At 61.9% G+C, this 26,353-nt stretch carries 23 protein-coding genes, 1 tRNA gene and 2 pseudogenes; 12 read left to right on the plus strand and 14 right to left on the minus strand.

All coding sequences use genetic code 11. The annotated features are described in order from the left end of the window. Positions 1-24: 24 nt before the first annotated feature. Positions 25-393, minus strand: a pseudogene (locus IVB40_RS16360) (DNA ligase D); the annotation flags it as partial. A gap of 1,006 nt (positions 394-1,399) precedes the next feature. After that, the gene (locus IVB40_RS16365) at positions 1,400-1,666 is read right to left on the minus strand and encodes a hypothetical protein (RefSeq protein WP_247819314.1); all 267 of its coding nucleotides are present in this window, start codon (positions 1,664-1,666) and stop codon (positions 1,400-1,402) included. Here IVB40_RS16365 and IVB40_RS16370 point away from each other — a divergent pair. The 5 genes from IVB40_RS16370 to IVB40_RS16390 all read left to right on the plus strand — a co-directional run bounded on the left by IVB40_RS16370 (position 1,665) and on the right by IVB40_RS16390 (position 9,587). Further along, entirely contained in the window at positions 1,665-2,918 is a 1,254-nt protein-coding gene (locus IVB40_RS16370; RefSeq protein ID WP_247462521.1) for a sodium:proton antiporter, read from the plus strand. The genes IVB40_RS16365 and IVB40_RS16370 overlap by 2 nt on opposite strands. A gap of 620 nt (positions 2,919-3,538) precedes the next feature. After that, positions 3,539-3,778 (plus strand): hypothetical protein, encoded by a 240-nt coding sequence (locus IVB40_RS16375; RefSeq protein WP_247398136.1) that lies wholly within the window; start codon positions 3,539-3,541, stop codon positions 3,776-3,778. A gap of 219 nt (positions 3,779-3,997) precedes the next feature. After that, on the plus strand, positions 3,998-4,363 hold the full coding sequence (locus IVB40_RS16380; protein ID WP_247819315.1) for a hypothetical protein: 366 nt from the start codon (positions 3,998-4,000) through the stop codon (positions 4,361-4,363). A gap of 801 nt (positions 4,364-5,164) precedes the next feature. Beyond that, positions 5,165-6,442 (plus strand): efflux RND transporter periplasmic adaptor subunit, encoded by a 1,278-nt coding sequence (locus IVB40_RS16385; protein ID WP_247819550.1) that lies wholly within the window; start codon positions 5,165-5,167, stop codon positions 6,440-6,442. A 1-nt stretch (position 6,443) separates the two neighbouring features. Next, the gene (locus IVB40_RS16390) at positions 6,444-9,587 is read left to right on the plus strand and encodes a multidrug efflux RND transporter permease subunit (RefSeq protein WP_247819316.1); all 3,144 of its coding nucleotides are present in this window, start codon (positions 6,444-6,446) and stop codon (positions 9,585-9,587) included. A gap of 428 nt (positions 9,588-10,015) precedes the next feature. Here IVB40_RS16390 and IVB40_RS16395 read toward each other — a convergent pair. After that, positions 10,016-10,719: pseudogene (locus IVB40_RS16395) on the minus strand (outer membrane beta-barrel protein). Between the two features lie 159 nt (positions 10,720-10,878). Here IVB40_RS16395 and IVB40_RS16400 point away from each other — a divergent pair. Then, complete coding sequence (locus IVB40_RS16400; protein WP_247819317.1) at positions 10,879-11,634, plus strand: outer membrane beta-barrel protein; 756 nt, start codon at positions 10,879-10,881, stop codon at positions 11,632-11,634. An 83-nt stretch (positions 11,635-11,717) separates the two neighbouring features. Here the strand turns inward: IVB40_RS16400 and IVB40_RS16405 are convergent, their stop codons facing one another. From IVB40_RS16405 to IVB40_RS16425, 5 genes are all read right to left on the minus strand, one after another. Beyond that, positions 11,718-11,894, minus strand: coding sequence for a hypothetical protein (locus tag IVB40_RS16405; protein ID WP_247819318.1), 177 nt, complete (start codon positions 11,892-11,894; stop codon positions 11,718-11,720). 286 nt (positions 11,895-12,180) lie between these two features. Beyond that, positions 12,181-12,432, minus strand: a complete 252-nt coding sequence (locus tag IVB40_RS16410; protein ID WP_247462510.1) for a hypothetical protein — start codon at positions 12,430-12,432, stop codon at positions 12,181-12,183. A 566-nt stretch (positions 12,433-12,998) separates the two neighbouring features. Continuing rightward, complete coding sequence (locus IVB40_RS16415) at positions 12,999-13,178, minus strand: hypothetical protein (RefSeq protein ID WP_247819319.1); 180 nt, start codon at positions 13,176-13,178, stop codon at positions 12,999-13,001. A gap of 128 nt (positions 13,179-13,306) precedes the next feature. After that, complete coding sequence (locus IVB40_RS16420) at positions 13,307-13,459, minus strand: hypothetical protein (protein ID WP_247819320.1); 153 nt, start codon at positions 13,457-13,459, stop codon at positions 13,307-13,309. Positions 13,460-13,555: 96 nt separating this feature from the next. Then, positions 13,556-13,810, minus strand: coding sequence for a hypothetical protein (locus IVB40_RS16425; RefSeq protein WP_247819321.1), 255 nt, complete (start codon positions 13,808-13,810; stop codon positions 13,556-13,558). 1,698 nt (positions 13,811-15,508) lie between these two features. Between IVB40_RS16425 and IVB40_RS16430 the strand changes: the two genes are divergently transcribed. Both IVB40_RS16430 and IVB40_RS16435 read left to right on the plus strand, forming a co-directional pair. Further along, positions 15,509-15,612, plus strand: a tRNA-Leu gene (locus IVB40_RS16430). 122 nt (positions 15,613-15,734) lie between these two features. Then, entirely contained in the window at positions 15,735-16,427 is a 693-nt protein-coding gene (locus tag IVB40_RS16435) for a hypothetical protein (protein ID WP_027567252.1), read from the plus strand. A gap of 6 nt (positions 16,428-16,433) precedes the next feature. On the opposite strand, the gene IVB40_RS16440 is transcribed toward IVB40_RS16435, so the two are convergent. After that, positions 16,434-17,234 (minus strand): tetratricopeptide repeat protein, encoded by an 801-nt coding sequence (locus IVB40_RS16440; RefSeq protein WP_256468218.1) that lies wholly within the window; start codon positions 17,232-17,234, stop codon positions 16,434-16,436. A 330-nt stretch (positions 17,235-17,564) separates the two neighbouring features. After that, positions 17,565-17,804 (minus strand): hypothetical protein, encoded by a 240-nt coding sequence (locus IVB40_RS16445; protein ID WP_007611067.1) that lies wholly within the window; start codon positions 17,802-17,804, stop codon positions 17,565-17,567. 331 nt (positions 17,805-18,135) lie between these two features. Between IVB40_RS16445 and IVB40_RS16450 the strand changes: the two genes are divergently transcribed. The 3 genes from IVB40_RS16450 (at position 18,136) to IVB40_RS16460 (ending at position 21,539) form a co-directional block, all read left to right on the plus strand. Beyond that, on the plus strand, positions 18,136-19,044 hold the full coding sequence (locus IVB40_RS16450) for a dihydrodipicolinate synthase family protein (protein WP_247819323.1): 909 nt from the start codon (positions 18,136-18,138) through the stop codon (positions 19,042-19,044). A gap of 146 nt (positions 19,045-19,190) precedes the next feature. Further along, positions 19,191-20,162, plus strand: a complete 972-nt coding sequence (locus tag IVB40_RS16455; protein WP_247819324.1) for an SDR family NAD(P)-dependent oxidoreductase — start codon at positions 19,191-19,193, stop codon at positions 20,160-20,162. A 264-nt stretch (positions 20,163-20,426) separates the two neighbouring features. Next, positions 20,427-21,539 carry an alpha/beta hydrolase gene (locus IVB40_RS16460; protein WP_247819325.1) on the plus strand — a complete coding sequence of 371 codons (1,113 nt, stop codon included), beginning with the start codon at positions 20,427-20,429 and terminating at the stop codon, positions 21,537-21,539. A 10-nt stretch (positions 21,540-21,549) separates the two neighbouring features. Here IVB40_RS16460 and IVB40_RS16465 read toward each other — a convergent pair whose 3' ends face one another. Further along, entirely contained in the window at positions 21,550-22,056 is a 507-nt protein-coding gene (locus IVB40_RS16465) for a MarR family transcriptional regulator (RefSeq protein ID WP_027567247.1), read from the minus strand. Positions 22,057-22,460: 404 nt separating this feature from the next. On the opposite strand from IVB40_RS16465, the gene IVB40_RS16470 reads away from it, so the two are divergent. Continuing rightward, the gene (locus IVB40_RS16470; RefSeq protein ID WP_247289410.1) at positions 22,461-24,017 is read left to right on the plus strand and encodes a porin; all 1,557 of its coding nucleotides are present in this window, start codon (positions 22,461-22,463) and stop codon (positions 24,015-24,017) included. Positions 24,018-24,347: 330 nt separating this feature from the next. On the opposite strand, the gene IVB40_RS16475 is transcribed toward IVB40_RS16470, so the two are convergent. The 3 genes from IVB40_RS16475 to IVB40_RS16485 all read right to left on the minus strand — a co-directional run bounded on the left by IVB40_RS16475 (position 24,348) and on the right by IVB40_RS16485 (position 26,237). After that, complete coding sequence (locus tag IVB40_RS16475) at positions 24,348-24,827, minus strand: GcrA family cell cycle regulator (protein WP_247819326.1); 480 nt, start codon at positions 24,825-24,827, stop codon at positions 24,348-24,350. Positions 24,828-24,897: 70 nt separating this feature from the next. Further along, on the minus strand, positions 24,898-25,095 hold the full coding sequence (locus IVB40_RS16480; protein ID WP_007603456.1) for a hypothetical protein: 198 nt from the start codon (positions 25,093-25,095) through the stop codon (positions 24,898-24,900). A 200-nt stretch (positions 25,096-25,295) separates the two neighbouring features. Continuing rightward, positions 25,296-26,237 (minus strand): acetamidase/formamidase family protein, encoded by a 942-nt coding sequence (locus tag IVB40_RS16485; protein ID WP_247819327.1) that lies wholly within the window; start codon positions 26,235-26,237, stop codon positions 25,296-25,298. Positions 26,238-26,353 lie beyond the last annotated feature (116 nt).

The raw sequence follows: 26,353 nt of genomic DNA on the forward strand, positions 1-26,353 counted from the left end.
GAGCCGCTCGCGCAATTCGCGCGCTGTCGTCTCGGTGTAACCGGTACGCACCTTGCCGGCGTAGAGCAGCTTGCCGTTCTGGCGCCGGCCGACGTAGAGGGAGGCGACCTTGCGCGGGCGCGCCCCAAGCTTCTCCACGAAGGCGACGATTGGGAAGGTCTCGCTCTTCTTGCACTTGAGCTTGATCCAGCTCTCCTGCCGACCCGAGCGGTACCGTTCGCCCAGCCGTTTGGCGACCAGACCTTCGAGGCCCAGTTTGCACCCCTTGTCGAAGATCACGTTGCCATTGGCCGCAAGGGCCTCGACATACATAAATGTCTCAGGAGCGTTCTTCAGGAGCCGGTGCAGCAACTGCTTGCGATCTTGTGGCAGCGCCGCGCAAATCGTAGCCATCGAGGTAAAGGAGATCGAACGCGTGCGCGAGAATAGACTGTGACCTCGCCATCTTCCAGGTGCAGCTGCGCGCGGTAGCTGTCCGCCTTGATCTCGTATACCCAACCGTCGCCTCGGGGCGGACTGTTGCGTAGCGTGGGGTCACAGGGTTCGATGTAACCTGGAAGCGCAGCTCTGCGGGCGCCGACGACGCGCGATACTTCAAAACGAGACTGACGCAACGCCACCGCACACATGCCGATTCACCGCGAAGCCGTTGAAGCGTTCCGTCGAGGACGCAGTAACGGGCGCTCCTGTCCTGGATTGAACGAACGCTTTGGAGCACGGGCCCTTGAACCCCCCCGCCTTCCGTGCGCTTCCTAGAGCTCCACACGATGCAAGCGGGCTGGGCTACCCGCTTTATCATGATCCTAGGGGGAGGGGACGCCGAACGAAATGACGCTCCAGTATATCATTCAAAGATCTCGATGACTCGAGCGCTAGTTCTCTGGGACAAGGCGGTCGATCATGCTGGCGAAGCTGGAACCTAATTTCTACCTGCGCCCCGAGTTCGAGTGGAACCTAATCGTCTAACGTACATCAGATAGTCGCAGCTGACTTCGGCAGTGTGCGGTTTCGCTACAGCAAGGTTCGAGAAAGTTTTGAGAGAGGAGGGCTAGGTTTCGCGCGGCAGGTGGGGTCCGACGCTCACGGACCAGGGCGAACAGCGCGCACCGGGCGAATGGCCGATCCAGACAAATAATCTCAGCGCCCGGGGCGAAGAGCAAGCGGGTCCTAGACATCGACACCCTTGCGCACAGGCGAGGCGAAATCGCGAAGCGGGCCGTCAAGAAACCCTGCTGCAGTTCGCTAACCGGGTCGTGAAGACAGCCGCGAGATCAGCCAAAGAGGAACCAAGCTGCGACAGCGATCACCGGAACCACTGCGACAGCGATGAGAAGAACAGGGGCTGGTTCATTCCCCTCGCGCGAATCGTTGACATGCGTGCACCTGCTACTCGAGACGGTCAGGCCTGAAGACCTTTGCCGGCAAGAGCGCTCGTCCGGCTGGAAAGAAACGGAGGGTGGGGCAACGACGGTTCTCGAAGGTTCACATCGGCAACCCGGCACGGCCAGGAACGATCGGTCGGCGTACTGCTTTTCTGTTTGCGGACGGCCCAGACTTCGAAGCCACCGGGCAGTCGCAACGCGCCGCAGAAGGTTTGGCGCCGTCGGAACTGCGGAGTCATGAGGCGGGCGAAGCCCAGCACGAGCGGATGAACGGGCGCGGGCATGTCGCCACTCTCTTTCTTAGCCGTGCTGTTGTGCCTCGCGTCAGTGTTCGGGCTTCTGAACCGGCGTTTTCTACGCTTGCCCGGCACGATCGGATTGACGGTCGTTGCGCTTGTTGCCTCGCTTTTCGCGATCGGCTTAGGTGATCTATTTCCTTGGTTGAACCTACGCCTCGCCCTGCAGGACATTCTGGGGATTCGAGAGCTACCGGACACGCTTTTGAACGGCGTGCTGTGCTTCCTGCTTTTTGCGGGCACTTTGCAGGTCGATGTTTCCGCGCTGTGGTCCCGCAAGATCACCGTGTTCCTTCTAGCTACCGCCGCCGTAGTGATTGCGACGGTGCTGTTCGGATCAGGAATCTACGCCGCTTTCGCCCTGGCGGGGGTGGGGATGCCATTCTCCTGGGCACTGGTGCTCGGGGCCATCCTTGCGCCAACCGATCCTGTTGCCGTCAGTGCCATCCTCGCACGCGTCGGATTGTCCAAGCAGTTGCAGGCCATCATGGCGGGAGAGAGCCTCTTCAACGACGGTGTGGCGGTGGTCCTGTTTCAGGCCGCACTGGCCTACGCGACTGGGAAGCAACCCACATTCGGCTCTATTGGCCTCGATTTCCTGCGTGAGATGGGCGGCGGCGTCATCGTCGGCGCCGCGAGCGGCTGGATCGCTTATCTGGCAATGAAGCGGATCGATGAATACCCGCTCGAAATCACGATCTCCCTGGCTCTGGCGAGTGGTTCTTATGCGCTTGCCAATGCGCTCGGCGCCTCGGGTCCGATCGCCGTGGTCCTTGCCGGCCTTCTGATCGGCAGTCGCGGACGGCGCAAAGCCATGAGCGAAGAAACGCGCCGCAACCTTGCCCTGTTCTGGTCGGTTATCGACGAGATCCTGAACTCTCTGCTGTTCCTGCTGATCGGTTTCGAAATGCTCGGGCTGGCCCGTCTTGGAAGCTCGACCTTGTTGGTCATGGCATTCGCTATTCCCCTCAGCCTTGCCGTTCGCGCTGCAAGCATCGTCGGCACTGCGCTTTGGCTTCATGCCCGGAATCCGAACCGCTGGCCCGCAATTGCCATCCTGACCTGGGGCGGGCTGCGGGGAGGCGTGTCGGTGGCGTTGGCCCTGAGTACTGGCTCGAGCGAATGGAAGAGCGAGCTTCTGGCGATCTGCTACGCGGTTGTCGTGTTCTCGATTGTTGTACAGGGCCTGACGTTGCAACGGGTGGTCGGGCTGACGCATTTCAAGGATCAGGTTCGGTGAAGCTTCCCGCTCGATGGCGATTGGGTCGAGCTCCCGCCGAGCCGAGCCATTGCAGGGACGCCGCCGCCCCTGCGCGTCGCGCAAATAGCAACCTTGTTTTCGGAGCGTCGTTGGGTTGGCACACACCACCAAGGAGGTTTGAATGAGGAAGACGGCTTTTGCTTTGGCCACGATTGGCGCTTTGGCTCTGGGATCACTGGCGGCGCCAAGTCCGGCAGAGGCGCGGGGCGGCTTCGGTCCGGCGATCGGAGGTTTTGCAGCCGGTGCAGTCATGGGGGGGACTTGCAACCGCCGCATATGGCGCGGGTCCCTATGGTTACTACGGCGGTTATGGGCCGTACGCCGCAGTCGGTTACGCGCCGGCGTATGGCGGCTGGGGCTACGATGACGGCTTTTCCCCTGGCTATGGATACACGACCGTCGGCTACGGCTACGGACCTGCCTACTATGGGTACCGTCGTGCGTTCCGTCCTGGCTATGCCTACTACGGCCGGCCGTGGGGTCATCGACACTGGCATCACCATTGGTGAGCGCGTTAAGTGCCCTGGCTTCGACGAGGCCAGGGCACCGCGCTAAAGATGAAGTGCGTTATTTCCGTTCATTCCAACTCGGAGGACGTCATGAAAGCCAAGTTAGCCATCGCTTTTCTGTTGTTCGCGTTTGTCCAGGTCCCGCCGGCCAATGCCAAGGGATGCATCAAGGGCGCCATCGCGGGCGGTGTTGCGGGCCATATGGCGGGGCACGGCAAACTCGGCGCCGCCGCGGGATGCGCGATCGGACACCATGAAGCGAACAAACAGAACTCCAACAACACGAATCCCAACAACTCGAACGCTCAAGCCCCGTCGGGCCAGAAGTAGCAAGAGTGGGCAATCAAGGCGGTGCAGGTCGAGCCGCAGTCGGCTTGGCCTAGCGTCGCAGGAAGCGGCTCCGACTGAGCGCCAGCGCCACGTTCCTGTATCGCTCCGGCAAGTCGCGACAGCGTTTTCCGATCCGGTGTGTTCGATCATACGATCGGGAAAACGTCTGGGGTGCAGCCCGGCAAGATGATCTCGACAACGCAAGCCGGAGTATACGCAATGCGCTTCCTTCCGACGGTAATGCACGGTGTTGCCGACTACGTGGTCGGGCTCGTCGTGCTCGGGTTGCCATACATCTATGGCATGCATGGCACGTCCAAGGCGTTCCTTCTGGTACTTGGGGCGGCGGCGCTGTTTTACAGTGTGCTGACCGAGTACGAGCTCGACCTCCTGCCTGTCATTCCGTTTCGAATCCACCTCGCTCTGGACAAGCTGTTCGCGGCCCTCATGCTTGTTGGCAGTGTGCTCATCCCTTTTCCACAGAATAGTCGGCTTGTGGTCGGCGGCCTCGGTGTGCTCTCCTTCCTGGTCGTCGTCTCGACCAGACGAGATCGAACCGAACCAGCCCCGACCAACTCGACCTGATGCAGGAGGACGGAGGGCATCCCGCCCGAGAAGGCTCCCGGATCTTTGCCTCGGCAATATCCAGCCGCTAAAAGACCTGCCGAACCCGACCTGCTCAGCGAAGCCGCCAATAACATCCGCGCCGCCCAAGCTGTTGTTTTGGGTGCCAGGAGTGATTGTCGTCGGCGAGCGGCCGGTTAGGCGCACCGTAAGTAACGGCCGCTAGGGCTTGCTATTCTGCTCCAGATTGGAGGGCTTCGGTTCATCTGCTCTGGCATTCCCGGTTGCGCGATCGTTTGTGCTTCCGCCTCCCGTTCCGATAGCGCCTTGGGTGACACCGGGTCCGATTGGCGGGCGCCGTACCTCCCGGCTGCAGCACGAGCTAATGCCCGACGAGCCTGTAGGCTCGGTTCCCGTGTTTTTCATGCTGCGGCTCCGTTGGAATCCATTGAGTGGGTGTGCTCGCCAGTGCCCTTGCGCACGCGACCGGCGCGATTAACAAAAATCTTCGCGGCGCATGGTCGTTCCTTTCGGACATCACGTGCATGGCACGCTGACAGCGGTCTTCAACTTAAGTTAGGGTTTTGCTTTGGAGCGGTTAGCGCTCGGAGCTTCTGTCGGTCCGGACGTGTTCGCGAATTGAACCTTCGTGACTAATTCGCGTTGGCACGGGAACCGCGCTCCTTAGAAGAAGCTCACGAGAATATCTGCAGGGCGATCGCGGATTGGTTCGCCCCGGCTGATCAAGTCTGACAGCTGCCAACCGTTGAGGACCACATGTTGGATCAACCCGAGTTCAGAGCGTGGGCCCTCGGCTTCGCAATCGCTGTTCTTGCTCCGCCTGCATGTGCACAGAGCCCGGCGCCCGGTCCCGTTGCGGTCGGCGTCGTCCAAGCCACGCGACGCCCGATGACGGAGACTGAACAATTTCTGGGCAGGGTCGAAGCGGTTCGCCACGTTGACGTCGTCGCCCGCGTAACAGCCTTCCTCCAAAAGCGGCTGTTTACGGAGGGCGACGAGGTCAAGAGCGGTGACAAGCTGTATGAACTGGAGAAAGGGCTGTTTCAGGCAGACCTTGCTTCGAAGCAAGCGGCAGTCGCGCAGCTGCAAGCGACATTGGAGAATGCGAAGCTCACCACCGAACGGGCCCGCACCTTGCTCAGCGGCCCCGCTGGCTTGCAGTCCAACTATGACGCAGCGATTGCAAACCAGCGCAGCCTGGAAGCCCAGGTGCAAGCGGCACAGGGACAAGTGGAGGCGTCCCAGATCAATCTCGGCTATACGGATATCAGCTCGCCGATCGAGGGAAAGATCGGGCGCAGCGTGGTGACCGAAGGAAATGTGGTGAGCCCTTCGTCCGGCGTGCTCACGACCATCGTCAGCCAAGACCCCATGTACGTCACCTTTCCGGTGTCGGTGCGGGAAGCGCTGATCCTCCGAGACCGCTACGCGCCGCGAGGCGGCTTCAATGCCGTCGTCATTCGCTTGCAATTGCCGAACGGGCGGATGTACGGCACCACCGGCCAGCTCAATTTCGCCAACAACACGGTCACAGCCAATACCGACACGATTGTCCTGCGGGGTGAGATCGCCAATCCGCCGAACCAGGAGGTCAAGGGCAGCGGAACGCCCATCCGCGAGCTGTTCGATGGCGAGTTCGTCACGGTTCTGCTCGAAGGCGTGCAGCCGATCGAGGTGCTCGCGGTGCCGCGCGCAGCTGTGCTATCCGACCAACAAGGCAGCTACGTTTTTGTTGTCGGCAAGGACGACACGGCAGAGCAGCGCCGAATCCAGCTCGGCCAGTCCACCCCGACGCTGGCCGGCGTCATCACCGGTCTGCAGCAAGGCGACAGCGTCATCGTCGAAGGCTTGCAGCGCGTTCGGGCGGGAGCGAAAGTGGCGCCAGGAGCGCCCAGCGCGCAGCTTCAGGCTCTGATGAAAGGAACTGAACCGGCGGCAGGCGAGGGCAGTAGCGCAACTGGCGGGAGCTCGCCGGGAGCCGGAGCCGCTGTAGGAAGTTCGACGACGGTCGGCACTGCGGCCAACCCGGCGCAAAAGGACAGCGCCGGTCCATCGCGCAATCCGGATGGCGGACGCTGACATGATCTCCGCCGTCTTCATCGACCGCCCACGACTTGCCATCGTGATTGCGTTCGTCATCACGATTGCCGGGGCGCTGGCCCTCTCGCGCATCCCGGTTGCACAATTCCCCGACATCGTGCCGCCGCAGGTGACCGTATCCGGCGTCTTTCCCGGTGCTTCCGCCGCGGTAGTCGAGTCGAGCGTTGCTCAGCCGCTCGAAGCCCAGATCGTCGGGGTCGACCAGATGCTCTATATGAGGTCGACCAGCGGCAGCGACGGCAGCTACAGCCTTACGGTATCGTTCGCACTGGGAACCGACCCGAACATCGACACCGTAAATGTCAACAATCGCGTGCAGACGGCGCTGTCCCAGCTGCCCTCCGAGGTGCAGGCGCAGGGATTGACGGTTCAGAAGCGCTCATCCGCGGTTCTGCAGTTCATGGTCCTTTACAGCGAGAACGGCCAGCAGGACCCGCTGTTCATCACCAATTACGCGATCATCAACCTGCTCGATGCCATTTCAAGAACGCCGGGGGTCGGCCAGGCCAATCTGTTCGCTCGCATGAATTATTCGATGCGGATCTGGTTCGACACCCAACGGCTGACCAGCCTGAATCTCGCGCCGAGCGATGTGATCAGTGCGATACGCGCACAAAGCGTGCAAGCGCCGGTGGGGCGTATCGGCGCACGTCCCATCAGCGACCAGCAGCAATTCCAGTTCAACGTTCAAACGCAGGGACGTCTCGCTTCCGCCGAGCAATTCGGCGATATCGTGCTGCGGGCCAATTCAGACGGTTCGGTGCTGCGGATACGGGACGTCGCGCACGTCGAGATAGGTGCGCAGAATCTCGACAGCGAGGCCAGGATCGATGGCAAGCCCGGTGTGCCGATCGGGATTTATCTGGCGCCTGGAGCCAACGCTGTTACGACTGCGAATGCGGTGCAGGCTACCCTGGACCGGCTGTCAGCCCGGTTCCCTGAAGGGCTGAGATATCAGGTGGTGCACGATTCGACGACCTTCGTTCGCGACACGATTGGTGAAGTGCTGCGGACGTTGGCGGAGGCTTTCGTTCTGGTCGTCATCGTTGTCTTCCTGTTTCTCGGCAATCTCCGTGCGACCATCATTCCGGCCGTCGCGGTACCCGTCAGTCTGATCGGTGCTTTTGCCGTTCTTCTCGTTCTCGGTTACTCGGCAAACACAGTGTCGCTGCTTGCACTTGTGCTAGCGATCGGGATCGTCGTCGATGATGCGATCGTCGTCGTCGAAAACGTCGAGCGCGTGATGGCGGACGAGCCGGAGCTTTCGCCGGCCGAGGCAACGAAGAAAGCTATGGACCAGATCACCGCGCCCATCATCGCGATCAGTCTGGTACTCCTTTCGGTCTTCGTGCCTATCGCATTCATTCCCGGTATTTCAGGGACGCTATTCCGCCAATTCGCGGTGACGATCAGCGCTGCGATGACCATCTCCGCCATCAATGCCCTGACGTTGTCTCCGGCACTCTGCGCGCTGTTTCTGCGCCATACTGGGCCACGCCGCGGGATTATGGGGCGCGTGCTCAGCAGAATTGATTGGGTGAGGGACCGATACGCGGGTGGAGTGCGGTGGCTCCTGCGTATGGCCATTGTCTCTGTCCTCCTTGTCGCACTCGGCGGCGCGGGCGTATTCGGTCTCTCGCTGGTCACGCCGACAGGCTTTCTGCCCGAGGAGGACCAGGGAGCGTTCTTCGTGATGGTGCAGCTGCCGGATGGCGCCTCAGTGCCCCGGACCAGCGAGGTCACGGGCGAAGTCGAGAACAAGCTGCGCCAGCTCGAAGGAGTCGATCATGTCCTGTCGATCATCGGCTTCTCCCTGCTTGATGGCGGCGCGGAGCCGAACGCTGCGCTGCTCGTGGTGCGCCTGAAGCCGTTTGCGGAGAGGGAAGGCGTCGCCCAATCTGCACAAGCGCTGATCGCGAAGACCTTTGCGGCAGGCAGCCAGATACGGCAGGCCAACGTGCTCGCCTTCAATCTGCCGCCGATCATCGGACTATCGACCAGTGGCGGCTTCGAATACCAGCTGCAAGCGCTGGAGGGCCAGGATCCCACGGCCATGAACGGCGTCATGAACGGTCTGATTGCCGCAGCGAACCAGGAACCGCGCCTGAGCCATGTGTTCTCGACCTTTTCGGCGAATAATCCTTCGATCTATCTCGAGATCGACCGCGCCAAGGCCGAGGTCCTCGGGCTTAGCATGAGCGACATATTCACCGCTCTACAGGCGACGCTCGGAGGGGTCTATGTGAATAACTTCAACCTGTTTGGCCGGACTTGGCAGGTGAACGTGCAAGGCGAGGCGAAGGACCGGGCCGACATTTCCGCGCTCTGGCAGATCTACATCCGCAATGCACGCAACGAGATGGTCCCGCTGCGCTCGATCGCGAGTGCCAAGATCGTACAGGGGCCGCAGGTTATCAGCCGCTACAACAACTATCGTTCGATCACGATCAACGGTTCTCCCGCGGGAGGCGTCTCGACCGGCACAGCGATTACGGCGATGCAGGATATATCGAGCAGGACCTTGCCCGCGGGCTATTCTTACGAATGGACCGGCACGGCGTTCCAGGAGCAGCAGGCGTCTGGGCAGACCGGCGTTGTCCTGAGCTTGGCCGTCCTGTTCGCTTATCTCTTCCTGGTGGCGCTTTACGAAAGTTGGACGATCCCGGTGCCAGTGCTGCTGTCGGTCGTGGTGGGCGTGCTCGGATCCTATGTGGCCCTCATCGTGGCACGGCTCAATGTCGACCTTTATGCCCAAATCGGCCTTGTGGTCCTGATTGCGCTGGCAGCCAAGAACGGCATCCTGATTGTCGAATTCGCCAAGGAGCAACGCGAGGCTGGCGTATCGGTCGTGGACGCGGCTGTTCTCGGCGCGCGCATGCGCTTCCGCGCAGTCATGATGACTTCGATCGCCTTCATTCTCGGGCTGGTTCCACTCGTCTTTGCGACGGGGGCTGCCGAGCTGAGTCGCCGCGCCGTGGGAACGGCGGTGTTCGGTGGGATGCTCGCCGCGAGTTCGATCGGCATCTTCCTGATCCCAATGCTTTACGTGTCCTTTCAGCACATGCGGGAGCGGGCAAAGGCCCGGCTGAGCGGGAACCGGAGTAGGCCGCAGGCAGCCGAATAGGCGGAGATCCGCGTGACCACCTTGTTGGTCGCGCAGTTTCATCATGCACCAGGTGCAACAGCGAGAGTGCAATCCAATCTCGGTCTCGGGCGGTGGTGCGGAGCAGCGCAGCGATTTCATGATCAAACATTGCGAGCCCTCGTGCGCCATGTCGCGCTGGTAGGTCCTGCTCGGACAGCAAGCATGCACCCTCCAGGATTGGCTGTGCATGCGTTCAGGGCACGGGGCGCAGTCCGCCCCTCCGTCCCGGAGCGGCCCAGCCTAAGTAGCTTCGGCCGGCCTGGGACCGCCTGCTTCAGGAGAGCGCCAGGTGCTTAAGACGCGTCTCGCGTTCGCTCGCTATCGGGAAATGAACCGATGCACCGCAAGCTCGATGTAGAAAAGCCCCGGTCCAGGCCGGGGCTTTGACCCCTGCGATTGATCCTCGATCAGTACTTCGCGATCACCGGACCGCCCCATCGGTAGTTCAGGCGGAGCAGGGCAATGTCCACGTCCTGACCGAGGAAGATGTGATCGTGCTCGAGGCCGACCGACCAATTGGGCGCGAAGCTGACTTCAAGACCCGCACCAACCGTGCCGCCCCAGCGGGTTTCACGCGCGGAGGCGAGGAGGCTTCCCACTGGTATGGGCACTGCGCTCGCGGTACCAGCGCAGATGTCGTATCTATCGCCGACCACCGCACCACCGCCCTTTACATAAAACAGCACGCTATTCCAGGCATAGCCGACCTGCCTGGTGATCAGGCCGAAGGAGTCGATGCGGGAGCGGTTACGCTGCTGCGGCCCAAAGGGAATGGCGATGATCGGGCTCAGGTTGTCGCCCGAGAAGTCCGCCCAGTTGCCCTGACCCTCGAGTCCGAAGACCCAATTGGCGGACTGCCGAAAGCCAATCTGGCCTCCGACCGTGCCGCCGGTCGCGTTGTGGCAGCCTTCGGGCGTGATAGCGCCGGCGGCCGCGACGAAGTCCAAGCACTTATGAGAGGAGCCACCACCACCGTTTATGCCCAGGTAGAACCGCTCCAGTCGTAGATAGCAGCAATGGGCGCGGGAGCCTTCGTGTACGGACGGGCCGCCAAGTCCGCCGCCGAAGCAGAGATCGTAAGCGCAAGTGCGCCCAGCGACACTGTCTTCATAGACGGTCTCGACCGTGCCGGATCGTGGTGACGCATTGGGGGCAATCGCGTCGGTCGAGACCGGGTGGTTGAGTTGCCGCTGTGGCATGCTGGCAACAGACATCACGAGCCGCTCTGGTAAGTTCCATTGGTCTCCTGATTGCACCTTTGGATCAAAACATGAAAACGATTTTGCTTGGAGCAATTGCAGCTGTCGCGTTCTCGGCAACCGCTTTCGGAGCCGATTTGCCCGCGCGAACCTACACTAAGGCTCCGGCACCGGTCGCGGCGATTGCGAGCTGGACGGGGTGCTACATCGGTGGAAACGTCGGCGGGGGATGGGATCGCCAAGGTTACACCAACGTCAATCCTCAGCGATTGCCCAATTTCGATTTGGGCTCCGAGCGCAATGCGGGTGTGATCGGTGGTGGTCAGATTGGTTGCGACTATCAGGCTGGAGCTTGGGTGATCGGCGCGCAAGCCATGTTTGAAGCTGCTGATCTACGAGGCAGCAACCACGTGGTGCCGGGAGCGGCTGATCCACAATTCCCGAACATCTTTGACCTAAGCGCGAGGACGTCCTGGGTCACGACTGCGACCTTGCGGGTTGGCTATGCGGTTGTTCCGCAGGCCCTGCTTTATTTGAAGGGCGGCGCGGCCTGGATGCATGGAAAACTTGATTACACGATCACCGGGATGGGTGTCGCAAACTACACGGGCGCGGAGACGCGTTCGGGTTGGATTATCGGAGGCGGTCTTGAATATCTGTTCGCGCCGAATTGGTCGGTCTTTGTGGAATACAATCACATGGACTTCGGTACCCAGACGCTCAACACGCAGGATGCCTTCGCATTCATCGAGCCCATTCGAGTTAGCCGCCGGATCGACACCGCCATGGTAGGCGTGAATTTCCGGTTCGGACCGTTGGCGAGATGAATGGTCCGACGAGCATCTCGGTAATGGCGTCCACACGGCAACCGGATAAAGCCTGCGGGTCACGATCCTGATTTCGGGGTGGCCTATTTTTCCGGGGCACTCGGCAGGGGCAGCCCGTACTGCTCCGCCCTCTTGGCAGCCAGCTTGCGATAGGATGGCGCTTGCTTCAGAAGCTCCGCCTTGAACCTGAGGTCAGTTTCGCCGTCGGCTAGAGCTTCCAATTGCAGCGCGCGTTCGATGTACTCGGTCAGCAATTTCACCGGAGGACCCCACCAATCTCCGTCCCGGGGCGGTTCCTATATCCCCGTAGTTCTCCCGTCCAGACCATAGTTGCGGCGTGTAGGCCGCCTCGCTTAGGCCGCTTAACATGCGAGAGCAGAACACCGGGAAGAGCGTCAGTCTGGAACTCCGCTCCGGACCCGGCGCGGTGAAGCGGCCCCAGCAGAGATTGCCCCCCAAGGCCTCCAAGTGCTGGGGCCGTTTCTTTTCAGGAGAGCACCCCCGCCGCTGGCTGATAGAGGCGGCGTTCTCGTCTGAACTGGTGCTTCATTCGGCCGCCCGCAGACCTTGCTGAGTGGGCTCGTAACGCTGGCCATGCTGTTCGAGCCAGCCGCCTTCGACCATCTTCCGCGCCAGCGACATTGTGCATACCGGCTGACTGCCGCCTGGGTGATACAGGCCGTCGCTGCGCTGGATCAGATAGCCGTAGACCCGCGCTAAACGCAGCGGCTTGATCATGCCAGGAAAGAGAATGATGGAGCTGTCCGACATCGCTTTGCCCCAAGCGGCGGCACGCATTATCGTTCCGAGTTCTTGGCTACCAACCAGTCCAGGACGCGATCAAGGATCGTCGGACCTCATATGTGAATGTGCGACTCGATGGAGTGTAACAGGCTGGCAACCGCTTGGAGGCCGCTGGGGCAATGGATCAGTCGCGTTACCCGCTTGTGAGACGGTGGACGCCGCAAGAGCACGCACGCCTCTTGGAACTGGCGGCAGCGGGGAGCCGACCGGACGAAATCGCCCGCGCGCTGGGCAGGACAGAACCGCCGTACGAGTCCGCGCACATCTGCATAACATTCCACTGCGGCTAGTGACCCAGAAGCGGCGCAGCTAAGGCGAGCAGTCGGCGGTGTCCTGGCGCAGCAGTCAGGTTGGGCTTACTCTTGCGCTCGCCTCTCCGACCGCCTGCGATCCAGTGCCGCGTGGGTCTCGAACAGGGCGATAATCGATCCGAACATCGTCAGGCCGATGGCCGCCATGAGGATCATCCCAAGTACGACTCGCTCCGCAGACAATCGATCTAGAGGCCTAATGGGCCGACCGTACGCTCCGCGAGGTGGAGGCGGCTCCCTGCAACGGCCTCACTCCACGGGAGGGAGAAACGCTACACGGCGGGTGCGATCCCACAATTCAATCGCCACGCCGTCCACGTATCGTTGCGCCTCGGCAATGGCGGCTTGGTCATCGTCGCCCAAGATTACCTCGGGCGGTCCCAGAACGTGTCCCTCTTTGTCCACCCGATAAAGGCGATATTCAGCCATAGCCCCCGTATCCGACGTGTCACTCGGGGTCGCTTATCACCTTACCGTTTCTGACCCCGCAATCTCATTTGAGACTCCAGACGAAATAAATATCTCAGATGCAACCAGCACCAATTGAGCTGGCCTTACTATTGATCCTCCGGGTGCAGTTCGAGCTTTTGCGCTTGGTGCTCCTGCACCAATTGGGTGATCGCCTCCATGGTCGCCTGGTCGGTGACCCATTTCGAGAGCGCCCGGAGGTGTTCGATCTTGCCGTCCAGCTCAATGCACTTGTCGCACATGGCTGCCCTCCTGCTGCACCATCAAGTGACACAGGTTCATTTCGGTTCCGGCGTAGCGAACAACCCTGCGATGCGCGAGAACGGCACCCCGCATCTTCATGCGGGCAGGACGACAGCGGCTATGGTGGGCTCGCTGCCTGGCCTGACGTCGGCACCACGCTTTCCACACGCCTTGCAGACGAAGCGGGGTTCGAGATCGGAGAACCTGACCTCATCTGCCCACTGGTCGACGACGTCGCGGCCGAGGATCACGTTGTGGCTGGCGTTGTGCAGGCAGAAGACGATGAGACCACGAACGCCGGCCGCGCGCATCTCGCCCAGCGTGATCTTGACGGGGCGGCCGTCAGGCAAGTTGCGGTACCGGCATCTGACGAGAAGGGCCGCACACAACCGCGACTCGGATAAGTAACTTGGGTGATCGGTGCCCGCCGACCGCCAATAACATCAGTTACGAACTCCCGCCGGCTCCCAGGTCGGCGGGCCTATTTTTGAGCGCTTTATGCAAGGCAGGAAACAATAGCCAGCACGATATCCGCGCCGAGGCCGCCAGAATACATTGAGAACAGAAATCCTGCACCGAGAGCGACTGCAACCAATTTAAGTATGATCATTTTGAAATCCACATCTTCAAACACCAGGCAATGTACGCTCGGTCTGTTTCTGGCGTGCTTCGCGCAATCAACAGATGGTTTCGTTCACCGGCCCGTTTCCAAGCGGCGGCGTAGAGGCTCCGCTGGTCCAAGAGGGCGCAAACTTTAGTCGCAGTCCCAGTGATCCTGAAGGTCTGATTGGTCGTTTCAGTTCTGGCGGGTCCTTGGCGTGACACCTAAGAGCCTCCTCCTTAGCCTCATGCCATCCATCTGCGCGGCCCCTGTCTGAACCGACAGGGGCCGTTTAGTTTCCCAAGAACTTAGCCCCAGGACGTCTGGCCGCTGTCTCTCGATAACGGGCGAGCTCCGCTCTTGCGAACGCGCGGGCCTGCTCAAGTGCTTCAGCGCAGGTCAGCCGGTCAGGCCCGAGCCGCCGTCCGGCGACGTCGTCCCAGTAAAAATAAACGCTCGGCCGGCCCTCGTCGAAATAGACTTCGTAGCTGCCGGTTTGGGGCACAGCTTCGTGTTTGCGGATGCGGACCGAGACCATGTGACCGATTGGTAGGAGGTCGGAACGGTGTCGAGCTACTGCGTGTGGTGGGTGTGGATAAGGGCCGTGAACGGAGGCGGTCTCAATCGAGAGCGACAACATCGACCCGCCGACATGGGAAACACCTGTAGGCATAGACGGCGGGTAGGTTCACAATCTCTGGCAGCAAGGCAACGTAATCCATCGGTCGTCTGCACTTCATGCAGATCAAGATGGGGTGGCTGTCCTTGTCGGGTCCGCGTCTCATTCCCAAGCCGGTTGGATCGCAGCGACATAGCTTGGCGTTCCGGGGCGCATCTCCGGCGGACTACCGAGAACTATCGGAATTTGACGCCGGTTGGTGAACTGAGAGAGGCCGCCGACTGAGGCGGCGTTACACGGGAGCGCCAGCATTGAAAAAAGCTTCGATCAAATTGGTCGTCTGCCTCTTGGGAGCAATTCTTCCGTCAGAAGGCAGCTTTGCCCAGCCAGCGTGCGGTCCGGGTTTCGTTATCCGCGTGGTTCGGTTTCCGGACGGCAGAGCATCCACGACATCGTGCGTTAAGCTGCCAAACTCACATCCCGGCGCTGGCGGGCCTCGGGATACAAAACAAGCTAGGTCACTCCCAAAATCAAACTAAGCCACCGAGATGGAAACAGGCCAGCCCCCGACTTATGAGAACAGAACCCCACTTGGGCACGAAGGGTTGCGAGAGGCCGGCGTGGTGGGCAGTGACGGGCTCGAACCCGGCGACATCTCAACTGCTCCAGAGACCCCGGTAGACGTCCGAGTTGTTCGGGTGGCCGCGATTGGAGCCTAAGGCAGGTGTGAGGGGCAGCACCGGGCCGCATGCACATTTCCACAAATACCGGTCGGCCGGATTGCGGAACAGCAGTTGCCAAAGGATATGAAAAACACTGCGATCTCAACGGGGGGTAAATCAGGCCGTTTGCAAAAATAGCTTGTGAAATCAATTTTCTACCTTAGTCTGGGAGATTAGGGGTCGGAGGTTCAAATCCTCTCGCTCCGACCAATTGTTCGTAGGCTTGGCTGAGTACACGCGCGAAAAGCATCGCAACGGATGCATTGTCTGTTGGCCATCTGGCCTAGGGCTCGCCCGGCGACAATGGGAGCACAGAAGTGCCCGACGAGCCGATGACCCTCAAGTTCCGCTGTCCGCCGGGTCTTGAAGACAAATTGCCGCCACCGGTCCCTGCGAGTTTAGGCCTGCCTGCCTGGCTGAAGGCGATGCCGACGCAGGCCTTCAACGCGATCAATCAGCGCGAGGAGGATACGGTCAAGCGGTGTCCTCCGGTCGTCGATGCCATGACGAGCGGCTTCCTGATCCCGTTGATGTGCGATGTCAGGTTTGAGAACGGGGAAATTTCCTGGGACAATGACCTGCCAGCCGGTGGTGAGCTCGATTTCCCGCGCTCTCCCGTGGGATTTCACGACTCGAGTCAGGTCACGGGATCGCCGTTGTTCGAGCCGGACCGGCTTCTCATCAAGTTTCGTAACCCATGGCTGATCGAAGCGCCGGAAGGCTATTCGGTTCTGTTCATGCATCCGATCAATCGGTTCGATCTGCCCTTCACGACGCTCACCGGCCTCGTCGATTGCGATCGATATCGTGACAGTTGGATCCATTTCCCGGTGCACTGGCACGACGTGAATTTCAACGGTGTGCTGCAGAAAGGGACGCCGATCGCGCAATGCATGGCGGTGAAGCGGGAAACCTGGGTCGCCCAGACCGCACCACTGACTGCAGAGGAGATGCGACGGGTGTTCGAGGTGACGAAGTCGGTCGCGCAGGAGCCTGGCGCCTATCGAAGGCAGTTCCGTGCGTGAGCCGTATTACGGCACCTCGCCTTGCAGAAACTTCTTGAGCGAGCTCGGGCGGAAGAAGAAGCGGCCGTGCGATGAATGGGCAAGCGTGTAGGCGGCTTGTGCCAGCATTCGAGGGCGGCCTTGTAAGGCCGAACGAAGGCTCGCCTCGCCCGCTTCGCGCTCACCCAACTCGAACAGGCAAGCCGCGAGGTTGGCCCGTGCCATGGCATCGTCAGGGCGCAGCGCCAGCGCGAGCCGGTACATCTCTGCGGCTGCGGCATAATCACCGTCCTGGCGCAGCACGCGTGCAAGTAGGGTCGAGATATCAGGACGCCCAGGCGCGGCCCCGTGAGCCTTGACGAGAATCGCGCGCGCCTCACCGCGCGTATTGCGCTCGAGATACAGGCGCGCAAGATCCAGTTGCAAGTCGATGCTTTCCGGCGCGAGCGCGAGAGCGTGGCCGATCACCGCGATAGACTCATCGAGGCGCCGATCCTTGGCAAGCTGGCCGGCGAGTTCCTGGAACGCCGGCAGGAAAGGCGGGCGACGCGCCGCGGTCCGGCGCAATTGTTCGACGGCTTCCGTGCGACGTCCGGCTTCGCCCAAGGCCGCGCCAAGCAGAGTTTCAATGCCCGGATCGCTCGTGCGGCGCGCCGCCTTGTCCAAGGGCAGGATGGCCTCCGCTGCGCGGTTCTGAGCGAGCAAGGCGCGGCCGAGAACCCATGTCGCGACGATATCGTTCCGGCTTGCCTTCAAGACTTCGGCTGCAAGCCGCTCAGCCTCGGCGAAATTCTGCATCCGCAGCGCGAGCGTGGCGCGCTCGCGCAATTCGGCCTGTTGAGGTCCGCGGCTGGGGGGAAGAACAGGGCGCTTCGACACCGGGCTCGCAATCGACGACTATCGAGCCGCCAAGTATGGCCTCGGCTCCAACGTCGGGCAACCGCTATTCGCGTTCGCGCGCTGACGCCGGATGGGCGGCGTGCGCGTGTGATCATCTTGCGAGCAGTGGCTTAAGGGAAGATGTGATTGTCACAAAGCGCGCCGCCGCAATGGGGTCTGGCGCTGCCGATTCCCGCACGGAAAGACCAGTCGGCCTCCGGGGCGTTTCCTCGTTTTAGTCTTGGTCCGTCGTCTTGGTATCAGTAGTTTTGCGGGACCTTAGGCGTGGCCCTTGATCTCGTAGTGACCCGGCACGCATTTGTAGCGATCGAGCCGCCAGTTGGCGTGGTAGATCGGATGCTCGCCCATCCATTTCGCCAATGGGGCCTGTGCGCCGATCGCACACTGCATCATCGACATCTCGGGCGTCATGTTGCTGTCGGTCACGATTTCCTCGATGCAACTGCCTGAGCTGGCTGCACTCAGCCGGCAGAGCACGGCAACGACGGTCACGAACATTCCAGTCACCTCATCGGTAGTTTCTGACCACGAAGAGGATGCAAGCGGAGTGCCAGAGCCTGTGACGCAAACAACACGCTGGCCTGGCCGACTCGACCCAGCGTCCGGACTCCATTTAGCGATTCGGATTGTAAAAAAATTGCCCCTAAACCGAAGCCGGGCAAATATGGGGAACCGGCAGGGCTGAGTCGCAGGGATGATCGATTGTGGGGGCAGCGCCGCGCCGGTGGCGCTTCACAGGCCGCGCGCAGCCGGTAGGCTCGGAGGGATCGTGGCCACCCGCCAAAAGAGCGGGGCCGCCACAAGGGATATGGAAACGCGAGGGCAGACCATGAAGGCACGACCGACCGGCGTGATTCCGCCGATGACGACGCCGTTCCGGAAGGATGGCGAGATCGACTACACTCTTGTGGCGCCCCAGGTCGACTGGATGATCGGCGCCGGCGCGCACGGCGTCGCAGCCGGCGGCTCGACCGGCGAGGGGCACACGCTCGATCACGAGGAATATCGCGACCTGATGGAAGCGACGGTCGCTGCGGTGAAGGGACGCATTCCCGTGATCGCCGGCATCATCGTCGATTCCACGCGCGATGCGATCCGCCGCGGCAAGCTGGTGCGTGACATGAATGTCGCCGCGCTCCAGGTCACCCCGGTGCATTACCTGTTCAAGCCGGACGACGAGGCGATGGTGGCGCATTTCCGCGCCATGGCTGATGAGACCGGCATGCCCATCATCATCTACAACGTGGTGCCGTGGTCGTATCTGTCGCCGGCGCTGCTGACGCGGATCATGACCGAGGTGCCGCTGGTGGTCGGCGTCAAGCAGAGCGCGGGCGACCTGAAGCTGTTCGCGGACCTCATGATGATGGCACCGGACAAGCTGATCTACAGCGCGGTCGATGCGCTGATGTATCCATCCTACACGTTGGGGGCGCATGGTTCGATCGCCGCGATCCTGACCGCGGCGCCGCATGCCTCCGTCGCGCTGTGGGATGCGGTGAAGGCGGGTGACCATCCGCGCGCGCTCGAGCTGCACAAGAAGCTGCTGACGCTGTGGAACGCTGTGATCGCCGACAATCTGCCGGCCTGCACGCGCTATGCGCAGACGCTGCAGGGCCTGCCCAGGACTCATCCGCGCGCGCCGATGCCGGAGACATCGCCCGTGCAGCAGGCGGCGATCCGCAAGGCGCTGGACGGGCTCGGCGCGTTGAACGGGCGGCGCGTCGAGGCGGCCGAATAGTCCGCGCGCCGAAATTCCTGATGAACATGGCAGCGCCGATCCGCTTTTACCTGCGGATGCGGCGCTGCTACATTTCGTGCGCGCTTCGATACGCGCGGCACTAGCTGTGAAGAAACATACCGACAAGGGGAGGGGCCGAAAGTCCCATGAAGGATTTTGCAGGAAAGATCGCCGTCATCACCGGCGGTGGCACGGGAATGGGACGCGAGCTCGCGCGGCAGCTCGTCGCCGAGGGCTGCAATGTCGCGATGTGCGACGTCTCGGAAGCCGCGATGGCCGAGACCAAGCGGCTGTGCGAGGTCGAGAAGCTGCCGCAGGGCCTGCGCGTCACGACCCATGTCGCCGACGTCTCGATCGAGGGTCATCTCAAGCGATTCCGCGACGAGCTTGCCGAGCAGCAGAAGACCGACCGGATCCATCTTCTGTTCAACAACGCCGGCATCGGTGGCGGCGGCAGCCTGTTCACCAACACCCGCGAGCAGTGGGAGCGCACCTTCAACATCTGCTGGGGCGGGGTCTATCTCGGCGTCCGCACCTTCCTGCCGATGCTGGTCGCAGCGGACGAGGCCCACATCGTCAACACCGCGAGCGTCAACGGCTTCTGGGCCTCTATCGGCATGAACCAGTCGCACACCGCCTACAGCTCGGCGAAGTTCGCCGTGAAGGGGTTTACCGAAGCGCTGATCAACGACCTCCGCCTGCACGCGCCGCATGTCAAATGCTCGGTGGTGATGCCCGGCCATATCGGCACATCGATCGTCTCCAATTCGCGCAAGGTGCAGAGCGCCGACGGTTCGGAGCGGCTCAATGCAGACGAGGTCGCGCTGACCCGCAAGCGCATGGTCGCGGCCGGTGTGCCGGATGCCGACAAGATGTCGGATGAGGACATCCAGGCGGTGTTCACCGAGCGCGCCCGCAGCTTCCTCGAGGATGCGCCGACGACGGCGGCGCAGGCCGCCAGGATCATCCTCGACGGAGTCAAGGCGGAGCAATGGCGCATTCTCGTGGGCGAGGATGCAAGGCGCCTTGACGAGCGCGTGCGCGCCACACCGGAGCAGGCCTACGACCGCGCCTTCTACGAAAGTTTTACGCAGGAGGTCGGTTGGCGGCTCGGCTGAAGCGGGCGCCGAGCGCGCACGGATATAGGTATGATGAGCATCATGGCAAGAGGCGCGCAGGCAATTTCGCGTGCCACCTCTTGCCAGTCTTCTTGAGGGTGTTCGGTCACTCATGACGAACAGGAATGTCACGCATGCGACACGTCCCTGCGTTCAAGCGATGGTGATCTCCAACGGCTCTCATTCGGCGCACGGCAGCTTGGTCAGGGAACCAAAATAGTTTACTCAGTCATGTGTAAGGCGATGACCAGAGCGTAGCTCCCGATGATACCCGCATGCCTCTCCGACGACTGGACCCTTTGCCCGGAGCGAGAGGACATCTCCGCTGAGTTCACGCGGCTCCTCACCGCGGCCCAGGAGGGCGGCGCCACGATCGCCGAATGCCTGATGATCGCGCGGCAGCTGAAGCGGGGCGAAGACCAGTCCTGGCATCGCGAGTGGAAGAATCTGGCGCAGGCCAATTGGCTTCGTGCCGAGGCCGCGTTCGCGGAAGGTCACAGGGCGACCGCGCAGCGCAACTGGCTCCGCGCCATGAATTACTACAGCGCGGCCGCGATGCCGCTCGATCAAGCGGACGAGCGCCGCTGGGTCGCGGTCCTCGCGATGCAGGATTGCGCCCGCCGCTTCCTCGCCGCGCGCGATCCGGCCGGCGAAGTCATGACGATACCCTGGCTCGACGGCCATTCGTTGCAGGGCTATTTCCTGCCCGCGCCGTCGGGACGCGTGCGAGCTCCGACCGTGATCTGCATCGGCGAGCCCGGCCACCGCAAGGAGGAGTTTCTGTTCAAGCTCGCGCCGCATGCGCGCGAGCGCGGCTTCTCGCTGCTGGCGCTGGACCTGTTCGGCGACCAGCGCGACGATCATCTCGACGCGCTGTTGCGGCGCCGGGATCTCGAGAGCGCGATTCCATGCGTGATGGACTATCTGGAGACGTGCAGCGAGCTCGATTTCGCACGTGTCGCGATCGTCGCCGATGGCTGGGGTTCTTCCTTCGTGGCGCGCGCGGTGCTGCAGGAGCCGCGGCTTGCCGCCGCCGTCTGCGATGGCGGCCTGTGGGACCTGCACGAGCGGGCCTTCTTTGCCAGCCGATTCGCGATGAGCGACGTCAGCATCGTTCCGGTGCCGCATGCGCCGCTGATGGCCTCCAGCGCCGACTGTCCCGTGCTGATCACGCTCGGCGAGGACGGTTGGCTCAAGGCCGATCGGGCGCGTCAGATCGTCCAGACGTCCCGGCTCGGCAGTTCGGATGTCATGTTGAAGGTATTCACCGCGGCCGAAACCGGCGCGGCGCAGGCCCATGCGGACAATCCGAGCCTTGCCAATGAATACATCTTCGACTGGCTCGAATCCCGGCTCGGCGCCGCGGGGCGCATTTAAGGAGGTCGCCTCAGAAGTCGAGGGTCAGGCGGACGCAGGCCTTTTCGAGACGGGTCTTCAGCATCGCGAGCTTGGTGGTGAATTCCGTCAGCTCTTTCTCGTCGAACTCCTGGAAGACGAATTCCTTGATCGTCTTGTACTGCTCGTTGAGGCTCGCCAGGTGCTTCTGCGTCTTCTCGGTCAGGGACAGCCGGACCACCCTTGCGTCGGTCGGCGACGGGCGACGGCGCAACAGGGCCTTCTTCTCGAGCAGCTTGGACTGTGTGGTGACGAACGACGGATCGACGTGGAGGAGTTTCGAGACGACGTTGACCGGAATGCCGTCGTCCTTGTCGAGGTCGGAGATCGCCATCAGGATCAGCCATTGCGGGCCGCTAATGCCGAGCGTTCTCGCCCAGAACTGACGCAGCTCCTCCAGATACATGTTGATCGACGATATCTCCCAGGTGAAGCGCCTGATGATATCCAGATTGCCGATGGAGCGGAGGCGCGCCCCTTCTTTCCTCGTCGCTGACACAGCGTCACTCCCGTGATCTGATTTGTATGCGGCCGGTGTCGTGCAAGCCATAGTCCACGCAAGCCTGCTCTGACGCAAGTGCAGAGCAGGGTAATTTTGTCAGTAAAACTACAAAGATGATCAGCTCATGGAATCGCTCAGCAATGGTGTTGCGAACGGGGCACAGGTTTAGCGAAACCATAAAGCTTACCAAATAAGGTATTTTGATTAGTGAACGGCGCAGGCATATTGCTTGTGACGGTGGGGGGTACTCGATCGTCCCGTTGCAGGTGGTTTGCTCACGTCCCTCGCGTGGAAAGAGGGTGTGTCCGAAAGCGCAAAGCGGCCGAGCGGATTTGAAAGACGGGGATCTGGGGGGCCTCACGGTCCGGTCTTCGTAACATGAGCAACTTGGAGGTTTTAATATGAAAGTGGTGAAGAGCCTTTTGCTCGGCACTGCGGCGGGTCTGATCGCCGTCGGTGGAGCTCAGGCGGCTGATCTTCCGGTCAAGGCCAAGGCGGTCGAGTACGTGAAGGTCTGCTCGCTCTACGGCGCGGGTTTCTACTACATCCCGGGCAGCGACACCTGCATCAAGCTGGGCGGCTATCTGCGTGCCGAAGTGGCGCTCAATGCCGGCGGCAATTACAGCGCGCAGTACAACAACGTTTTCGCGGCCAACAACCGCCTGACGAACTATTATTCGATGCGCGCTCGTGAAGATCTCAACATCGACACGCGCACCGCGACCGAGTACGGCGTTGTCCGCACCTATTTCGATGCGGTCTTCACTTGGACGACCGGCAATTATGTCGGTGCCGGCTCAGGAACGGGTGCCACCCAGTACAGCAGCACGCTCGGCCTCAATGCCGCGGGCACTGGCCTGATCGGGTCCAGCGGCGGCGCCATCAACGGCACCGACGGCGGCATTTCGGGCGGCGCGCTCGGCGTCTACTACGCATTCATCCAGTTCGCTGGCTTCACCATGGGTAAGGCCGTGTCGCAGTTCGACGCGCCCTGGATCAATTATCCCGGCAACAACTTCGACCAGCTCGTGGGCGGCAGCGGCACCACCAACGGTGTTGCCCAGTTCACCTACACCGCCGATCTCGGCCAGGGCGTGACGGCGATCGTCTCGGCCCAGGACCAGACACAGGTGTTCCAGACCGCCCTCTGGAATACGGCCGGCATGTCCACCACCGGCGTCCTCGGCGGTGCCTACGGCTCCAACGATCTCGGCGGCACCCGCGCCCCCGATCTCGTCGGCACGCTCCGTGTCGACCAGGCCTGGGGCCTGTTCCAGGCCTCGGTCGCCGCGCACGACAACCACGTCGGCTATTACGGCGCCAGCGAAACTACCGGTCATCCTGAAGACAAGTGGGGCTGGGCGGTCCAGCTGGCTCTGTCAATCAAGAACATCCCGACCGGTGCAGGCGACCTGATCAACATCTCGGGCGTCTACACCGACGGCGCAAGCCGGTACAATTTCCAGGAGTTGGCGGCGACGAACTACTCAATGTTCGGCGGGTCGGGCGGCGCGTATCAGAGCATCGGCTTCGCCGGCGTGTCTGACGCGGTGTTCGCACCCGGCAGCGGCCTCGAGCTGACCAAGACCTACGGCTTCCGTGGTGCCTACACCCACAACTGGAGCCCGTACTGGAACTCGGCGCTCTATGGTGCGTGGGCTGCCGTTAATTACAGCGGCACGGCCAAGGGCATGATCTGCGGCAGCGCCGCGTTCGCGACCCTGACCGGCACCTGCAACCCGGACTTCAACATCGGCCAGATCGGTGTCATCACCCGCTGGACCCCGGTCAAGAACCTGACCTTCTCGGCTGACTTCACCTACAGCCACCTTGACCAGAAGTACTCGGGCGTGATCACGACGCCGGCGCTCACGAGCGTTGCCAAGCCTGCCGCAACCTATGAGCTGAAGGACCAGGACACCTACAGCCTGCTCGTTCGCGCCCAGCGCAACTGGTAAGCCTTGATCTTCGGACTGGGTCTTCGGATATGACGCAGCCCCGGCGGGACACCGCCGGGGCTTTTTACGAGCGGGGCCTTTTGCGAGATGGGCTTTCGGAAAATCCGGCATCCCGTGCGGGCGACGAAGACGAGCCATGCGATTCGGTCGGCCCAAATTTATTTACTTACCTGAGTTACTAAGCTATATAGTTCTCAGCCGATGACGAAAGTTGCGGCTCTGACTTGATGCTAAACCTCCAGAAACCTCCGGCAATGCCCTGCCGGAGGTTTTTCGTTTTGGTCCATGGCTCCAGCACTTGGCTCTAAGACTTGGCTCTAAGACTTGGCTCTAGCCGCGCATGACGCGCGCGCGGGAATTCGGCCGGTAGGCGAGGCGGCTGTGGCCGGTGCAATAGGACTGGCCGTCGGGTGCGGAGTTGCCGCAGAAGCAGAAATCGTCGGCGCCGGGCGTCGAGATCGGCCAGCGGCAATGGTTCTCGGCAAGCTCCAGCAGCGAGCAGCGATTGGCGTCGTCGATCGGACCGGCGACCATCGGCACACCGGTTTCCCCGTAGATCGTGGCGAGCATCTCGTATTGCAGCCGCGGCACGGTCCGCGGCGCGCGCGCCGGCGCCAGGCCCCTGTCGTGAACCTTGCGATCGTCGACGGTCCGGCCGCGCGTCAGATTGAGGCGGGACAGCTTGCCGATCACGGCATTGCGACTGACGCCGATGTCGGCGGCGATCTCGCGGCAGGAGAGGCCAGCCTCGAAATGCTGCTTCAAAAGTTCAATTCGTTCGTCGGTCCAGGTGGGTGAGAGAACAGGCATTGGTGCGGTCCCAGGTTGCAGATCGGCCATCCGCCTCTCGAGATCCGTCCGCCTCACGTTCGGCGCGCGCTCACGTTCTGCCATTGTCGCGAATCGACAAAAGCCCGTCCTTGATGGCGAGACGGATGCCTTCCTCGATCAAGGTACGTGCGACGCCGGGAACGCTGGTGCCGTGGGTGCCCTGTCTCACCAGCTTCTCCAGATAGGTGATGGTCGAGAGCGCCAAGGTTACGGGAATGCGGTCAGTCTCGGCTTTTTCGGTGGCCATGCCTAAACGCTAGCCTCATACGCGGGTACATAAAAGTTACGATTAAGACTCTATTTAGGTTTGCCAGCGGAAGTCAAATGCAGGCTGCGACGCTCGGTCAGCTCGTTGGAATCGCGAGGGAAATCAGGCATGGCAGGACACGCCGCGCGAGAAGGCAGGCGGCGGCGTGGCCTCGAGAGGTCAGGAGAGGGCGGGTCGGCTCAGCCGTGCACGATCGCCTTGTCGATCATGCAGTGGATGCCTTTTGAGCCGTTCACGGTCTGGGTCACCCGCAGATCGGCCGCCAGGCTGCAAAGCGTATAGGCGTCCTCGCGCGACAAATTGCGCCTCTCGCCCAACAGCACGATCATGTCGCGCAGCGCCCGCACCACGCACTGGTCGAGGTCGGGGTCCATCGCCATGGTCATGTAATGCGTCGCCGTCTCGCCACGGGGATAATCGAGCCTGAGGTCCTTGCGCAGCGTCAGACGGAAGCGGCCCTGGAGTGCGGTCTCGATCGCGGTGACGCAGACCTCGCCGTCGCCCTGCACGCCGTGGCCGTCACCGCAGGAGAACAGCGCGCCCGGGACGAACACGGGCAGGTACAGCGTCGCACCAGCGCCAAGCTCCTTGTTGTCGAGATTGCCGCCCATGGCGCGAGGAACGAGCGAGGAGATGCGGCCCCAGGCCGGAGGCGGCGAAACGCCCATCACGCCGAAGAACGGCTTGAGCGGCAGGTCGAGCCCCCACGGCATGCGGGCGACCATCCGCGACCGGTCGAGCGGGATGTTCAGGATGCGCGTCTCGTGGAAATCGTCGGGCAGGGTGCCGGACAGCGGCTTGATCATGTTCCAGCCCCAATCCTGCCGGAGCTGGACGTCGAGGATCTCGACCGCGAGCACGTCGCCGGGCTCGGCCCCCTCGACCGCGATCGGGCCGGTGAGGATGTGGCCAGGCAGCATGCGCTCGTTTTCGGCGTGAACCTTGTGCATCTCGGGCGGAATGTGAAACTTGCTGGGGTCGGGCAGCATGTCCGGACCGCCGCTGATGGTGTCGACCGTGAATTCGTCGCCGCTCGCGATGGTGAGGACGGGCTTGAGCGTGGCTTCGAAGAAGCCCCAATGACAGGTCTCGGGGCTGGAATGCAGGTGGTGATGCGTCATGTGGTATCCGTCCATTTCACAGGCCCGGGCTTGACCAGGCAATCGATCCTCTTCCAAGAAGCTTTCTGAAGATCGACGGGCGGGTCAAGCCCGCGCGCACCAGGCACGATCATTCC

The sequence above is a fragment of the Bradyrhizobium sp. 40 genome, assembly GCF_023100925.1.
Classification (GTDB): domain Bacteria; phylum Pseudomonadota; class Alphaproteobacteria; order Rhizobiales; family Xanthobacteraceae; genus Bradyrhizobium.

Bases quoted from the DNA above. Each gene is read 5' to 3' on its own strand.
- IVB40_RS16445 (WP_007611067.1), bottom strand. From the start codon at position 17,804: ATGTTCGTGACCGTCGTTGCCGTGCTCTGCCGGCTGAGTGCAGCCAGC.
- IVB40_RS16415 (WP_247819319.1), bottom strand. From the start codon at position 13,178: ATGGCTGAATATCGCCTTTATCGGGTGGACAAAGAGGGACACGTTCTG.
- IVB40_RS16460 (WP_247819325.1), top strand. From the start codon at position 20,427: ATGATACCCGCATGCCTCTCCGACGACTGGACCCTTTGCCCGGAGCGA.
- IVB40_RS16455 (WP_247819324.1), top strand. From the start codon at position 19,191: ATGAAGGATTTTGCAGGAAAGATCGCCGTCATCACCGGCGGTGGCACG.
- IVB40_RS16475 (WP_247819326.1), bottom strand. From the start codon at position 24,827: ATGCCTGTTCTCTCACCCACCTGGACCGACGAACGAATTGAACTTTTG.
- IVB40_RS16370 (WP_247462521.1), top strand. From the start codon at position 1,665: ATGTCGCCACTCTCTTTCTTAGCCGTGCTGTTGTGCCTCGCGTCAGTG.
- IVB40_RS16485 (WP_247819327.1), bottom strand. From the start codon at position 26,237: ATGACGCATCACCACCTGCATTCCAGCCCCGAGACCTGTCATTGGGGC.
- IVB40_RS16470 (WP_247289410.1), top strand. From the start codon at position 22,461: ATGAAAGTGGTGAAGAGCCTTTTGCTCGGCACTGCGGCGGGTCTGATC.
- IVB40_RS16400 (WP_247819317.1), top strand. From the start codon at position 10,879: ATGAAAACGATTTTGCTTGGAGCAATTGCAGCTGTCGCGTTCTCGGCA.
- IVB40_RS16365 (WP_247819314.1), bottom strand. From the start codon at position 1,666: ATGCCCGCGCCCGTTCATCCGCTCGTGCTGGGCTTCGCCCGCCTCATG.
- IVB40_RS16435 (WP_027567252.1), top strand. From the start codon at position 15,735: ATGACCCTCAAGTTCCGCTGTCCGCCGGGTCTTGAAGACAAATTGCCG.
- IVB40_RS16375 (WP_247398136.1), top strand. From the start codon at position 3,539: ATGAAAGCCAAGTTAGCCATCGCTTTTCTGTTGTTCGCGTTTGTCCAG.
- IVB40_RS16410 (WP_247462510.1), bottom strand. From the start codon at position 12,432: ATGCGTGCCGCCGCTTGGGGCAAAGCGATGTCGGACAGCTCCATCATT.
- IVB40_RS16380 (WP_247819315.1), top strand. From the start codon at position 3,998: ATGCGCTTCCTTCCGACGGTAATGCACGGTGTTGCCGACTACGTGGTC.
- IVB40_RS16420 (WP_247819320.1), bottom strand. From the start codon at position 13,459: ATGTGCGACAAGTGCATTGAGCTGGACGGCAAGATCGAACACCTCCGG.
- IVB40_RS16390 (WP_247819316.1), top strand. From the start codon at position 6,444: ATGATCTCCGCCGTCTTCATCGACCGCCCACGACTTGCCATCGTGATT.
- IVB40_RS16480 (WP_007603456.1), bottom strand. From the start codon at position 25,095: ATGGCCACCGAAAAAGCCGAGACTGACCGCATTCCCGTAACCTTGGCG.
- IVB40_RS16450 (WP_247819323.1), top strand. From the start codon at position 18,136: ATGAAGGCACGACCGACCGGCGTGATTCCGCCGATGACGACGCCGTTC.